We start from the raw sequence: 13,615 nt of genomic DNA, 5'->3' as shown, positions 1-13,615 counted from the left end.
TCAGGACGCGGTGGCGTCCGCGCCGGGCTTCCGCCGTACCTCGGTGACCTTCACATCACCCGCCACCGGGGCCCCGAAGTATGCGGCGGTCACCCCGCGGGCGGTTCCGGTGACCTCCAGGACCAGGTTGTCGCTCATGCTCATGTCGCGGAGGTCGATCCGGGCCCGGGGCTCGCCGCCGTGGTCCGGCATCCGGTGGATGCCGTCCGGCAGGTAGTCCAGCGCGGTCAGCTTCTTTCGCAGATCCGCGTAGTCGGCCGGGCTCTCGCCGTCGAACGCCTTCCGGATGCGCTCGGCGTGAGCGTCTGCGCCGCACTTGTCGACGGGGCCCAGGGGCACTTCCTCGGCCGGCCCCTTGGGATCGGAGGAGGGCGGCTCGGGGATGTCCGTGGGAAGCGGGAGCGGCTCGGGGCCCGTTGTCGGCTGCTCTTCCGGCCCCACCGTCCTGGAGATGTCGTCGTCCGCCGGGAGAGCGGGTAACTCGGGCATGGTGCCCGGCGCGCACTCGTTCGTGATGCGGGTGACCAGCGCCAGGGCCCGGATCTCCGGGTCGGGGTGCGTCTCCAGAGCATCCGACGGGATCATCCGCGTCGTCGGGTTCGGCGCCGGATTCGCAGATGCACCGACATCCACGGCGGACGCCTTGGCGGGAGGCTTGCCGGTGGCGTCCTCCGTGCCGCAGGCGGTCAGGGCCATGCTGCCGAGCGCGGCGGTCAGGACGATCTTCGCGAGGCGGTTCGGAGTTCTCATGCGGGAATCATGCGAGCGACCGGGGGCCGCCCACATGAGTACCCGTACTCAACGGACACCGTGATCAACCGGACTGTCGATCACCACTTTTGACGCTCCGTCAGTGACGTCAGACCACCCGCACGCCCTGGCGCCAGACCTCCGTCACCAGCGGCACGCCCGGGCGGTACGCCAGATGGACGGGGGACGGGGCGTCCAGGAAGGTCAGGTCGGCGCGGGCGCCGGCCGTGAGGCGGCCGACGTCCGTGCGGCGGAGGGCGGCGGCGCCGCCGGCCGTGGCGGACCAGATCGCCTCGTCGGGGGTCATGCCCATGTCCCGTACCGCGAGGGCGATGCAGAAGGGGACGGAGGACGTGAAGGACGAGCCCGGGTTGCAGTCCGTGGAGAGGGCCACGGTCACGCCCGCGTCCAGGAGGCGGCGGGCGTTCGGCCACTCGGCGCGGGTGGAGAACTCGGCGCCGGGGAGGAGGGTCGCGACCGTGTTGCCGGAGGCCAGGGCGTCGACGTCGGCGTCGGTGAGGTGCGTGCAGTGGTCGGCGCTCGCCGCGTCCAGCTCGACCGCCAGCTGCACGCCGGGGCCGTACGTCAGCTGGTTGGCGTGCACCCGGGGGTGCAGGCCCTTCGCCTTGCCGGCGGTGAGGATCGCGCGGGCCTGGTCGCCGTCGAAGGCGCCCTTCTCGCAGAAGACGTCGACCCAGCGGGCGTACGGGGCGCAGGCGTCGAGCATCTCGCCCGTCACCAGCTCCACGTACGCCGCCGGGTCGTCCGCGTAGTCCGGGGAGACGATGTGCGCGCCGAGGTACGTCACCTCGTCGGTGTGCTCGGCCGCGATCCGCAGGGCGCGGGCCTCGTCCTCGACGGTCAGGCCGTAGCCGGACTTCGTCTCGAAGGTGGTCGTGCCCTGGCGGAGGGCTTCGCGCAGGTAGCGGGCGACGTTCGCGGACAGGGCCTCGTCGGAGGCGGCGCGGGTGGCCGCGACCGTGGTGCGGATGCCGCCCGCCGCGTAGGGCTGGCCGGACATGCGGGCGTTGAACTCGGCGGTGCGGTCGCCCGCGAAGACGAGGTGGGAGTGGGAGTCGACGAAGCCGGGGAGGACGGCCCGGCCGGCGGCGTCGACCCGGTTGTCAGTGGCGGGTGTTTTGCTGGATTCACCGACCCAGACGACACGGTCGCCCTCGATGACGACGGCCGCGTCCTGGATCAGACCCAGAGGGCTGCCATCACCGAGGGAGGGATCGTTGGTGACGAGACTGGCGATGTTGACGATGGCGGTGGCGGCCGTCGCCACGGCGCTGTTCGCGCTCGTGGGGGCGGAGGTCGCCGCCGGGTTGTTCGTCGCCGCAGGGCCGGTGTTCATGGTGAGGGGTGTCTCCTTCAGCCGTTTCAGCCGCGCAGGGCGGCGATCGAGTCCGCGAGGGCGCCGGCCACGTCCGGTACGGAGTGGTGGACCCCGTCCCGTACGACGTGGCGGCCGGCCACGACCGTGTGACGGACGTCCGCTGCCGACGCGGCGAATACCGCCGTCTCGGCTGCCAGACGCGGTACCGGTCCCGCTGTCCTGACCGTGTCCAGGGCGATCGTCGTGAAGTCGGCGAGCGCGCCGGTCTCCAGGACGCCCGCGTCCGCCCAGCCGAGGGCCGCGTGGCCGTCGGCGGTGGCGGCCCTGAGCAGCGCGGCGGCCGTCCAGTGGCCGCGGGTGCGGGTGCGCAGGCGCTCGTTCAGCTCCATGGCCCGCGCCTCCTCCAGGAGGTCGATGACCGCGTGGCTGTCGCTGCCCAGGGAGAGCGGTGAGCCGGCGCGCTGGAGGGCGACCGCCGGGCCGATGCCGTCCGCCAGGTCGCGTTCGGTCGTCGGGCACATGCAGGTGCCGGTGGTCGACGAGCCGAGGAGGCCGATGTCGCCGCCCGTCAGGTGGGTGTTGTGGACACCCGTCGTGCGAGGGCCGAGGACGCCGTGCTCGGCGAGGAGCTGCGTCGGGGTGAGGCCGTGCGCCGCGAGGCAGGCGTCGTTCTCGGCGGTCTGCTCGGACAGGTGGACGTGGAGGGGGGCCTGCCTGTCCTGGGCCCAGCGGGCCACCGTCGACAGCTGGTCGGCCGGGACCGCCCGTACGGAGTGGATCGCCGCGCCGATCCGTACCCCGTCCCGGTCCTTGAGGGCCGAGACCCGCTCCGCCCACTTCTCCGCCGTGCCGTCGGTGAAGCGGAGCTGGTGCTGCTCGGGCGCGGCGCCGAAGCCGGAGGAGAGGTAGGCGGTGTCGAGGAGAGTGATGCGGATGCCCGCCTCGGCGGCGGCCGCGATCAGGGCCTCGCCCATGGCGTTGGGGTCGGCGTACGGGGTGCCGCCGGGCGCGTGGTGGAGGTAGTGGAACTCTCCGACGGAGGTGATGCCGGCGAGTGCCATCTCCGCGTACACCGCGCGGGCGAGGGCGAAGTAGCTGTCGGGGGTGAGGCGCTGGGCGACGGTGTACATCACCTCGCGCCAGGTCCAGAAGGTGCCGGAGCCGACCTGGACGGTGCCGCGCAGGGCGCGGTGGAAGGCGTGCGAGTGGGCGTTGGAGAGGCCGGGGATCGTCAGGCCGCGCAGGACGACCGCGCCCGGGGGCGGGGCGTCGACCCCGGTGCGTACGGCGGTGATGCGGCCGTCCGTTACCTCCAGGGCCACGCCCGGCTCGACGTTCGTGTCGAGCCAGGCGTGCTCCAGCCAGTACGTCGTCAGCGACACGCCAGGCCCTCCAGTACGTCGGCGAGTGCGAGGACCCCGGCCGCGCAGTCGTCCTCGGCCGCGAATTCGGCCGGGGAGTGCGAGACGCCGGTGGGGTTCCGTACGAACAGCATGGCGGTCGGGATCGATTCGGAGAGGATTCCCGCGTCGTGTCCCGCACCCGTGCCGAGGACGGGGACCTTGCCGGTGGACCCGGCCTTCTCGCCCAGGAGGTGGGACAGCTCGTCCCGCAGCGTGTGCGAGAAGTCCACGATCGGCGTGAAGGACTCCCGGACGACCGTGAGGTCGATGCCGTGGCGCTCGGCGTAGCCGCGGGCCTCCGACTCGATGCCCGCGATCACCTTGTCCAGGGCGCCCTGGTCGGCGGCGCGGGCGTCGAGCCAGCCGCGGACGAGGGACGGGATGGCGTTGACGCCGTTCGGCTCGACCGCGATCTTGCCGAAGGTGGCGACGGCGCCCGCGAGTTCGGCCTCGCGGCGGGCGGCGAGGACCGTCTCCGCGTAGGTGAGCATCGGGTCGCGGCGGTCGACGAGCCGGGTGGTGCCGGCGTGGTTGGCCTCGCCGGCGAAGTCGTACCGCCAGCGGCCGTGCGGCCAGATCGCGGAGGCGAGACCGACGGCGTCCCCGGACAGGTCCAGGGCGCGGCCCTGCTCGACGTGCAGCTCGACGAAGGCGCCGATCCGCGCGAGGCGCTCCGGGTCGGGGCCGATGGCGTCCGGGTCGTAGCCGGCCGCCTCCATCGCCTGCGGGAGGCTGATCCCGTCGGCGTCGCGGAGCTCGTACGCCTGCTCCTTCGTCAGCCGGCCGGCGGTGAGGCGGGAGCCGACGCAGGCGAGGCCGAAGCGGGCGCCTTCCTCGTCGCCGAAGTTGACGATGGCGAGGGGCTTCCTGAACACCGCGCCGCGGGCGCGCAGTTCGTCGAGCGCGGCGAAGGCGGAGACGACGCCGAGGGGGCCGTCGAAGGCGCCGCCGTCCGGGACGGAGTCCAGGTGGGAGCCGGTGACGACGGCGTCTCCGGCCGTCGGGTCGCCGAGCCAGGCCCACTGGTTGCCGTTCCGGTCGGTCTCGACGTCGAGGCGGCGGGCCTCGGCCTGCATCCGGAACCAGAGCCGGCAGTCGGCGTCGGCGCCCGTCCAGGCGTAGCGGCGGTAGCCGCCCGAGGCGTCGCTGCGGCCGATGGGCCGCAGCGACTGCCACATGGCGTGGAAGCTCGCGCTCACGCGGAGGCCTCGGACGCGGTGTGGCTCTCGGTGTCGCCCTTCGTGTCGCCCTCGGTGTCGCCCTCGCGCATCGGGACGCGGACGCCCTTCTCGTCGGCGACCCGCTCGGCGATGTCGTAGCCCGCGTCGACGTGGCGGATGACGCCCATGCCCGGGTCGTTGGTGAGGACGCGGCGGATCTTCTCGCCGGCCAGCGGGGTGCCGTCGGCGACCGTGACCTGGCCCGCGTGGATGGAGCGGCCCATGCCGACGCCGCCGCCGTGGTGGATCGAGACCCAGGAGGCGCCGGAGGCGACGTTGACCATGGCGTTGAGCAGCGGCCAGTCGGCGATGGCGTCGGAGCCGTCGAGCATGGCCTCGGTCTCGCGGTACGGGGAGGCCACCGAGCCGCAGTCGAGGTGGTCGCGGCCGATCGCGAGCGGGGCGGCGAGGGTGCCGTTGGCGACCATGTCGTTGAACATGTCGCCGGCCTTGTCGCGCTCGCCCTGGCCGAGCCAGCAGATGCGCGCCGGGAGGCCCTGGAAGTGGACGCGCTCGCCGGCCATCTTGATCCAGCGGTGCAGGGACTCGTTCTCCGGGAAGAGCTCCAGGAGCGCCTTGTCCGTCTTGTGGATGTCGGAGGCCTCGCCGGAGAGGGCGGCCCAGCGGAACGGGCCCTTGCCCTCGCAGAACAGCGGGCGGATGTAGGCGGGGACGAAGCCGGGGAAGGCGAAGGCCCGGTCGTAGCCGGCGAGCTGCGCCTCGCCGCGGATCGAGTTGCCGTAGTCGAAGACCTCGGAGCCGGCGTCCATGAAGCCGACCATGGCCTCGACGTGCTTGGCCATGGACTCGCGGGCGCGGACGGTGAAGCCGGCCGGGTCCTTGGCGGCCGCGTCGGCCATGTCCTCGAAGGCGATGCCGACCGGGAGGTAGGCGAGCGGGTCGTGGGCCGAGGTCTGGTCGGTCACGATGTCGATCGGGGCGCCCTCGGCGAGCATCTGCGGGAGCAGCTCGGCGGCGTTGCCGAGGAGGCCGATGGAGAGCGGGCGGCGGGCGTCGCGGGCCTCGGTCGCCAGCTGGAGGGCGTGGGCGAGGTTGTCGGCCTTGACGTCCAGGTAGCGGTGCTCGATGCGGCGCTCGATGGCGCGCGGGTCGACGTCGATGCAGATGGCGACGCCGTCGTTCATCGTCACGGCGAGCGGCTGGGCGCCGCCCATGCCGCCGAGGCCGGCGGTGAGGGTGATGGTGCCGGCCAGGGTGCCGTTGAACTTCTTCGCGGCGACGGCGGCGAAGGTCTCGTACGTGCCCTGGAGGATGCCCTGGGTGCCGATGTAGATCCAGGAGCCGGCGGTCATCTGGCCGTACATGGTGAGGCCGAGCTGCTCCAGGCGCCGGAACTCCTCCCAGTTCGCCCAGTCGCCGACCAGGTTGGAGTTGGCGATGAGGACGCGCGGGGCCCACTCGTGGGTCTGCATGACGCCGACGGGGCGGCCGGACTGGACGAGCATCGTCTCGTCCTGCTTCAGGGTGCGCAGGGTGCGGACCATGGCGTCGTACGAGCGCCAGTCGCGGGCGGCCTTGCCGGTGCCGCCGTAGACGACGAGCTTGTCGGGGTGCTCGGCGACCTCGGGGTCGAGGTTGTTCTGGAGCATCCGGAGGGCGGCTTCCTGCTGCCATCCCAGGGCGCTCAGTTCCGTACCGCGTGCTGCTCGGACGGGGCGGGGTCCTGACATGGGGGTGCCTCCTCGAATGTCGATCAGATATTCACATCTTGGCGCGCTGAATAGTTGTAGTCAACAGGACGGGCTTCACCCATCCCGGTGAGTAGGGCCTGTCCGGCGGGTCAGGGTCGGGGCCGCGGCGTCTGGTGCGGTGCATCGCAAGGCGCCGGAGCGCCCTCATAGCGGAGCTATGGGGGCGTTTCGGCAACGCGGCGAGGTGCCGTGCCAGACGCCGCGGCCCCGACCCCGACCCGCCGGACAGGCCCTGTGATGGGATGGGCCGTATGGCCTCCTACCGTCGTGATCTCGCCGTCCGAGCCTCCGTCGACCAAGGACTCCTCTCCCCCGGCGAGCCGGTCGTCGCCCTCCTCGACACCGTCGGCATCCGCGCCTCCGCCGCCGCCCTGACCAGCGCATTCGCCGCCGTCACCGACGCCCACGTCCTCCACGCCTTCGCCGTCAAGGCCGCCCCGCTCGTCCCCGTCCTGCGCCTCCTCCACGCCGCGGGGCTCGGCGTCGAGGTCGCCAGCCCCGGTGAGCTCGCCCTCGCCCGCGCCGCCGGGATCCCGCCCACCCACACCGTGCTCGACTCCCCCGCGAAGACCCCGGCCGAGCTGCGCCAGGCCCTCGCGCTCGGGATCGCCGTCAACGCCGACAACCTCCAGGAGCTGGACCGGCTCGACGCGCTCGTCGCGTCCGCGCCCACCGCCTCACCCCTCGGTCTCCGGGTGAATCCGCAGGTCGGAGCCGGTTCCATCGGTGCGCTCTCGACCGCGACCGCCACCTCCAAGTTCGGCGTGGCGCTCCGCGACGAGGGCGCCCGCGCCACCGTCGTCCAGGCGTACCTGGACCGCCCCTGGCTGACCCGGCTGCACACCCACACCGGCTCCCAGGGCGTTCCGCTCGCCCTGATGGCGGAGGGCGTCGGAGAGGCGTACGCGCTCGCCGAGGAGATCAACCACAAGGCGGGCCGGCAGCAGATCGACACCCTCGACATCGGCGGCGGCCTGCCGGTCAACTTCGCCTCCGACGAGGAGACGCCGACGTACGCCGAGTACGCCCGGCTGCTCGCCGACACCGCCCCCGGCCTCCTCGACGGCCGCTACCGCCTGGTCACCGAGTTCGGCCGCTCCCTGCTCGCCAAGCACGGCACGGTCCTCGCGCGGGTCGAGTACACGAAGACCTCCGGCGGCCGCCCGATCGCCGTCACCCACGCGGGCGTCCAGCTCGCCACCCGTACGGTCTACGCCCCCGACTCCTGGCCGCTGCGGATCCTCGCGTACGACGCCGAGGGCCGCCCCCGCGCCGGGGACGTCACCGTCCAGGACGTGGCGGGCCCCGCCTGCTTCGCCGGGGACCTGCTCGCCACCGGCCGGGCGCTGCCGCTGCTGCATCCCGGCGACGTGGTCGCGGTCCCGGACACCGGCGCGTACTACTTCGCCCACCACTACGCGTACAACAGCCTGCCCCGGCCCGGGATCCACGGCTTCACGGTGGCCGACGACGGGGCCGTCACCTTCTCGACCGTCCGGAAGGCCCAGACGCTCGACGAGATCGTCGCGGAGGCGGGCGGGGCGCAGCCGGACGCGCTGGTCCGGTAGCGCCGGAATCCCGGCGGAAAGCGCGGCGGGAAGCACGGCGGGAAGCACGGCGGAAGGCATGGCGGACGGCACGGCGGAAAGCCCGGCGGAAGGCACGCCGGACGCGTGCGCCGGGTAGCGCGGGCGCGGCGGCCCCGGTTCGATGAGGACATGACTGGAACGGGTACGGACACCACCTCCGTCGTCGTCGAGCGCCGGGTCGCCGCCTCCCCCGGGCGCGTCTGGGAGGCGATCACCGACCTCCGGGACATGCCCCGCGTCCTCTCGGGCGTCGAGAAGGTCGAGGTGCTCACCGAGGGAGGCTTCGCCGTGGGTACGCGCTGGCGCGAGACGCGGCGGATGCTCGGCAAGGAGGCGACGGAGGTGATGACCGTGACCGAGTGCGAGCCGCCCGACCGGTACGTCACGGTCGCCGACTCGCACGGCATGCACTACGTCTCCGAGCTCACCCTCACGGCCGACGGCGAGGGCGCCACGACCCTGCGGATGGCGTTCTCGGCCCGCCCGGCGCAGGGCCGCACCCCCGGTTTCGTCGCCCGGCTGCTCGCCCGCTTCGGCGCCAAGGCCGTCGCCAAGGCGCTCGCGAAGGACCTCTCCGACATCGCGAACGCCGTCGAGTCCCACGCCTGAGGCAAACGGATCGGTCAATTCCCGCCAGCCTCCGGCATGTTCCGATGGAAAATGCCAGAACGACCCCCACGGGCCGGAACGTTCAGTAACGTCGCGGTCACCGCCGTTCGTTCGCGCGCCGTATCGGGAGGGGAATCCGCGTGCCCGGAATCGACGAGTGCCTGCTGGAGGCCATGGCCCTGCCAGGCGCTCGCGGAGCCTCCCTGGTCGACTGGACCAGCGGGCTCGCCCTCGGGACGGCGGGCGAGTCCCCGACCGGAGACCACGAGACGACGGCCGCCGAGACCGCCGAACTCGCCCGCGCAGCGGCCGAGTTCGACTCCTTCGCGATAGCGGGGGAGACGGATCCCCCACCCGGCTCACCCGACTCGCCCGGCCCACCCGTCGAGGATCTGATCGTCACCACCCGCGCCGGCTACCACGTGCTCCGCTTCGTCGAGACCTCCTTCGACAGCAGCGTCTTCCTCCATCTCTGGCTCGACCGCGACACCGGCAACCTCGCCCTCGCCCGCATACGCCTCCGCGACCTCGCCGAGAGGCTGGTCCTCGGATGAGCCCCGCCGCCACGGCCCCCGCCGCCGCTCCCGCCCCAGGGCCGCCCGCTCCCCCGGTCTCCCCGATGCTGGTCCGGCTCGCCGCCGAGAAGGCCACCGGCGCGCTGCTGCGCGACCACGGCACGCTCTACCTCGTCGACGGCCGTGTCGTGCACGCCGAGAGCCCCGCCGCCCCCGGCGTCGACGTCCTCCTGACCACCGGCGGACGCCTCCCCCGCGAGGGCTGGGACGAGGCCGTCGACCGGGCCGGCGCCCACCGCGCCGTCGGCCGCTTCCTCGTCGACAGCGGCCGGCTGCACGACGGCGAGCTGGAGATCTGCCACCTCGGCGCCGTCTTCGACGCGGCCTTCTTCGCCCTCTCCCCCACCAGCGGGCCGACCCGCTTCCGGTACGGGGTGGGCCACTGGTTCGGCACGGTGCGACCGGTCTCCGCCGAGGCCGTCGAGCGCGAGACCCTCCGCCGCCGCGAACTCCTCGACGCCGTCTGGCCGTACGCCTCCGTCGACAGCGCCCCGGTCGTCCCGCGCCCCGCCGCCCCCGGCCAGACCGTCGGGGCCCGGCAGCGGGCCCTGCTCGCCGCCGCCGACGGGGAGCGGACCCCGGCGGAACTCGCCCGGCTGCTCGGCCGCCCCGCCTTCCACACGCTCCTCGACATCCGGCGGCTCGCCGCGGCCGGGCTCGTCGAGACCCCGCCGGACCCGGAGCCCGGCCCCGAGTCCGTACCGCTGCCCCTCCCCCTGTCCGCCGTGCCGGTGGCGGACCCCGACATCGCCCTGCTGCGCCGGCTCCGTGACGCCCTGGAGGCACACCTGTGATGAGGCGTGCCCTGCGCCTGCGCGCCGAAAGGAAACAGCTCATGACGGCAGAAATCGAGGTCCTCGGCGAGCTCAGACGGCTGCGGGCGCGGCTGCCCCAGCTGACCGGAGCCCTCGCCGCCAGCGCCGACGGCCTCGTGCTCGCCCACGACACCGTCGACGGCGAGGCCGAGAGCGTGGCCGCGCTGACGGCGGCGGCGCTCGGCGTCGGACAGCGGCTGACCGACTGCACGGGCCAGGGCCGCTTCCGCGAGCTCCTCGTCCGCGGCGAGAGCGGTTACGTGGCGACGTACGCGGCGGGCGGCGCGGCCGTCCTGACGCTCCTCGCGGAGCCCCGGATCAACGTGGGGCGGCTCCACCTGGAGGCCCGCAGGTCCAGCGCCCGGATAGGAGAGCTCGTCGACGGGGCGCTGGAGCGCAGGGACCCGACCTGAACCGACTCCTGACACACCTCAAGAAGCTCAAGCAGCTCACGCAGAAAATCACACAGAAGATCACGAAAAGGAAGTGCGACACCATGGCGAACACCGAGACCTCCCTCAAGGAAGCCGCCGCGATCGACGGCGCCATCGGCGCGGCGCTCGTCGACTACACGAGCGGCATGGCGCTCGGCACCATCGGCGGCAGCAAGGAGCTCGACCTGAACGTGGCCGCGGCGGGCAACACCGACGTGGTCCGGGCCAAGGCCCGGGCGATGGAGATGCTCGGCCTCGGCGACGCGATCGAGGACATCCTGATCACCCTCGGCCGGCAGTACCACCTGATCCTGCTGCTCAAGGGCCAGGGCTCGAACGGCCTGTTCCTGTACCTCGCCCTGGACAAGGAGCGCTCGAACCTCGCGATGGCCCGCCACCAGCTCAAGAAGATCGCGGCCGAGCTCCAGGTCTGACGCGCGCGACGCCTCCGCGCGCGCCCTGCCCGGCTACTCGACGAACAGGCCCCGCGCGGCCGCCTTGCTGTCGAACTCCTCCAGACGCGCCTGCGCGTCCGGGAGTTCGTCCGCCATGGCCTCCAGGAGGACCCGGCCGAGCATCATCGGCGCGCAGGCGGTGTCGAAGGCGAGCCCCGTGCCGACGGCGGCGGGGATCAGCAGGTCGCTGTGGGCGGCGACGGGCGCGAAGGCCGAGTCGGCGACGGCCACGACCGTGAGCCCGGCCGCCCGCGCGTACTCCAGGGCCTCCACGACCTCCCGGGGGTGCCGGGGCAGGGCGAAGCAGAGCAGCGCCGTGGCCCCGGCCCGTACGGCCGCGTCGACGCGGTCCGTGAGCATCGAGCCGCCCTCGTCGAGGAGCCGGACGTCGGGGTGCACCTTGGCGGCGAAGTAGGCGAAGCCGCGCGCCTGCGAGGAGGCGGCCCGCAGGCCGAGCACGAGCAGCGGGCGGGAGGCGGCGAGGACCCGGCCGGCCCGTTCGACGGGCCGGGGGTCGGCGAGCAGCCCGGCGAGGTGCCGGAGGTTCTCGATCTCGGCGAGCACGGCCTGCTGGTACTCGTTGTCCCCCGCGCGCTCCCCCTCGGCGGCGCCGGGTTCCGGGGGCGCGACCTCCCGCAGGTGCCGGCGGAGCGCCGGGTACCCGTCGAAGCCGAGCGCGACGGCGAAGCGGGTGACGGAGGGCTGGCTGACCCCGGCGAGCTCGGCGAGCTCGACGCTGGACAGGAAGGGCACGTCGGCTGCGCGCCGCACCATGCAGTGCGCGATCCGTCGCTGCGTCGGCGTCAGCCGGTGGCCCTCGAAGAGCGCCTGCAGCCGTCCGGCCGGGCTGTCGCTCATGCCGTCCGTCCCCCTTCCACCTATTCACCCTCGAATATCTCTGCATAAGGATATGCAGCCGGGCGCCGGGAGGGGAACGGGCAGGGGAAGGGCAGCCACAGGAGGAGAAGGGTGGCGCGGGGAAGGAGGGCCGCGCGCGGCGGAAGGAGAGCGGCGCGGGAAAGGAGAACCGCGCAGAGAAGAGCCGCGCGGGGAAGAAGCGTGACGCGGGGACCGCCGCACCCCCGGTGAAGGGGGGCGGGACGACGGCGGTCCCCGCGTGGGACACGGGCCCGGGTCAGGGCCGGTCTCCGCGTCCGCGGCGTCTGTGGAGGCCCGGGAGCCGCTCCGGAAGTCCGTGACGCCGACAACCACCAATGTGCCGGACGCGTGTTAAGCGGGTGCTGCGGGTACGTGTCGCCCTCGTACCAGTTGTACGAACGGCTCCACGTACCCCGCCACGACCTACTTCGCGCCGCCGTTGGCCAGGAAGGCCAGCAGGTCCTGGCGGCTGACGACACCGGTCGGCTTGCCCTCGACGAGGACGATCGCCGCGTCGGAGGACTCGCCCAGGACGGACATCAGGTCGGCGACGGGCTCGCCGGAGCCGACCTGCGGCAGCGGCGCGCACATGTGGCGCTCCAGCGGGTCCTCCAGGGAGGCGCGCTTCGTGAAGAGGGCGTCGAGGAGCTCGCGCTCGACGACCGAGCCGACGACCTCGGCGGCCATGACGTCGGGGTGGCCGGCGCCGGGCTTGACGATGGGCATCTGGGAGACGCCGTACTCGCGCAGCACCTCGATGGCCTGGCCGACCGTCTCGTCCGGGTGCATGTGGACGAGGGAGGGCATGACGCCCTCCTTGTGGCGCAGGACGTCCGCGACGGTGGCGGTGGAGGTGTCCTCCAGGAAGCCGTGGCCGGCCATCCACTCGTCGCTGAAGATCTTGGACATGTAGCCGCGGCCGGAGTCCGGCAGCAGGACGACGACGACGTCGTCGGGCCCGAGCTCCTTGGCGACCTCCAGGGCCGCGACGACGGCCATGCCGCAGGAGCCGCCGACGAGGAGGCCCTCCTCCTTGGCGAGGCGGCGGGTCATCTGGAACGAGTCCTTGTCGGACACGGCGACGATCCGGTCCGTGACGTTCTGGTCGTACGCGGTCGGCCAGAAGTCCTCGCCGACGCCCTCGACCAGGTACGGCCGGCCGGAGCCGCCCGAGTAGACGGAGCCCTCGGGGTCGGCGCCGACGACCTTCACGGAGCCGCCGCTGACCTCCTTGAGGTAGTTGCCGGTGCCGGAGATGGTGCCGCCGGTGCCGACGCCCGCGACGAAGTGGGTGATCTTCCCGTCCGTCTGCTCCCAGAGCTCGGGACCGGTGGTCTCGTAGTGGGAGCGGGGGTTGTTCGGGTTGGAGTACTGGTCGGGCTTCCAGGCACCGGGGGTCTCACGGACGAGCCGGTCCGAGACGTTGTAGTACGAGTCCGGGTGCTCGGGATCCACGGCGGTGGGACAGACGACGACCTCCGCGCCGTACGCCCGCAGCACGTTGATCTTGTCGAGGGACACCTTGTCGGGGCAGACGAAGATGCACTTGTAGCCCTTCTGCTGGGCCACGATCGCGAGGCCGACGCCGGTGTTGCCGGACGTGGGCTCGACGATGGTGCCGCCGGGCTTGAGCGCGCCGCTCTGCTCGGCCGCCTCGATCATGCGGACGGCGATGCGGTCCTTGACCGAGCCGCCCGGGTTGAAGTACTCGACCTTGGCCAGGACGGTCGCTTGGATACCCGCCGTGACGCTGTTGAGCTTCACCAGCGGGGTGTTGCCGACGAGGCTGATCATCGAGTCGTGGAATTGCACCGTAATCTCCGGGGTCTCCGTAA

General features: G+C 73.0%; 13 protein-coding genes. 6 read left to right on the top strand and 7 right to left on the bottom strand.

Annotation, left to right across the window (positions count from 1 at the left end):
* From ACZ6K0_RS33510 to hutU, 5 genes are all read right to left on the bottom strand, one after another.
* Entirely contained in the window at positions 1 to 750 is a 750-nt protein-coding gene (locus tag ACZ6K0_RS33510; protein ID WP_469233428.1) for a hypothetical protein, read from the bottom strand.
* 109 nt (positions 751 to 859) lie between these two features.
* Positions 860 to 2,107, bottom strand: coding sequence for an imidazolonepropionase (hutI, locus tag ACZ6K0_RS33505; protein WP_376413620.1), 1,248 nt, complete (start codon positions 2,105 to 2,107; stop codon positions 860 to 862).
* A gap of 26 nt (positions 2,108 to 2,133) precedes the next feature.
* Positions 2,134 to 3,471, bottom strand: a complete 1,338-nt coding sequence (locus ACZ6K0_RS33500; RefSeq protein WP_469233425.1) for a formimidoylglutamate deiminase — start codon at positions 3,469 to 3,471, stop codon at positions 2,134 to 2,136.
* On the bottom strand, positions 3,462 to 4,670 hold the full coding sequence (locus ACZ6K0_RS33495) for an allantoate amidohydrolase (protein WP_469233485.1): 1,209 nt from the start codon (positions 4,668 to 4,670) through the stop codon (positions 3,462 to 3,464). Before ACZ6K0_RS33495 ends, ACZ6K0_RS33500 begins: the two co-directional genes overlap by 10 nt.
* Positions 4,671 to 4,687: 17 nt before the next feature.
* Positions 4,688 to 6,403 carry a urocanate hydratase gene (gene hutU, locus ACZ6K0_RS33490; protein ID WP_376402408.1) on the bottom strand — a complete coding sequence of 572 codons (1,716 nt, stop codon included), beginning with the start codon at positions 6,401 to 6,403 and terminating at the stop codon, positions 4,688 to 4,690.
* Positions 6,404 to 6,666: 263 nt separating this feature from the next.
* Here hutU and ACZ6K0_RS33485 point away from each other — a divergent pair, with 263 nt between their 5' ends.
* The 6 genes from ACZ6K0_RS33485 to ACZ6K0_RS33460 all read left to right on the top strand — a co-directional run bounded on the left by ACZ6K0_RS33485 (position 6,667) and on the right by ACZ6K0_RS33460 (position 10,880).
* On the top strand, positions 6,667 to 7,992 hold the full coding sequence (locus ACZ6K0_RS33485; RefSeq protein ID WP_376402409.1) for a type III PLP-dependent enzyme domain-containing protein: 1,326 nt from the start codon (positions 6,667 to 6,669) through the stop codon (positions 7,990 to 7,992).
* Between the two features lie 150 nt (positions 7,993 to 8,142).
* Positions 8,143 to 8,622, top strand: a complete 480-nt coding sequence (locus tag ACZ6K0_RS33480; RefSeq protein WP_376402412.1) for an SRPBCC family protein — start codon at positions 8,143 to 8,145, stop codon at positions 8,620 to 8,622.
* Positions 8,623 to 8,762: 140 nt separating this feature from the next.
* Entirely contained in the window at positions 8,763 to 9,176 is a 414-nt protein-coding gene (locus ACZ6K0_RS33475) for a hypothetical protein (RefSeq protein WP_469233422.1), read from the top strand.
* Positions 9,173 to 9,991 carry a transcriptional regulator gene (locus ACZ6K0_RS33470; RefSeq protein WP_376402418.1) on the top strand — a complete coding sequence of 273 codons (819 nt, stop codon included), beginning with the start codon at positions 9,173 to 9,175 and terminating at the stop codon, positions 9,989 to 9,991. Before ACZ6K0_RS33475 ends, ACZ6K0_RS33470 begins: the two co-directional genes overlap by 4 nt.
* A gap of 41 nt (positions 9,992 to 10,032) precedes the next feature.
* Positions 10,033 to 10,425 (top strand): roadblock/LC7 domain-containing protein, encoded by a 393-nt coding sequence (locus tag ACZ6K0_RS33465; RefSeq protein WP_469233420.1) that lies wholly within the window; start codon positions 10,033 to 10,035, stop codon positions 10,423 to 10,425.
* Positions 10,426 to 10,508: 83 nt separating this feature from the next.
* Complete coding sequence (locus ACZ6K0_RS33460) at positions 10,509 to 10,880, top strand: hypothetical protein (protein ID WP_376402424.1); 372 nt, start codon at positions 10,509 to 10,511, stop codon at positions 10,878 to 10,880.
* A 33-nt stretch (positions 10,881 to 10,913) separates the two neighbouring features.
* Here the strand turns inward: ACZ6K0_RS33460 and ACZ6K0_RS33455 are convergent, their stop codons facing one another.
* On the bottom strand, positions 10,914 to 11,759 hold the full coding sequence (locus ACZ6K0_RS33455; RefSeq protein WP_469233418.1) for a MurR/RpiR family transcriptional regulator: 846 nt from the start codon (positions 11,757 to 11,759) through the stop codon (positions 10,914 to 10,916).
* Positions 11,760 to 12,203: 444 nt separating this feature from the next.
* Positions 12,204 to 13,592 (bottom strand): cystathionine beta-synthase, encoded by a 1,389-nt coding sequence (locus tag ACZ6K0_RS33450; RefSeq protein ID WP_376402430.1) that lies wholly within the window; start codon positions 13,590 to 13,592, stop codon positions 12,204 to 12,206.
* Positions 13,593 to 13,615: the final 23 nt, after the last annotated feature.

This window comes from Streptomyces sp. NPDC042346 (genome assembly GCF_055581845.1).
Note: the sequence above shows the minus strand (reverse complement) of the source record. Positions and strands in the feature narration are given on the sequence as shown.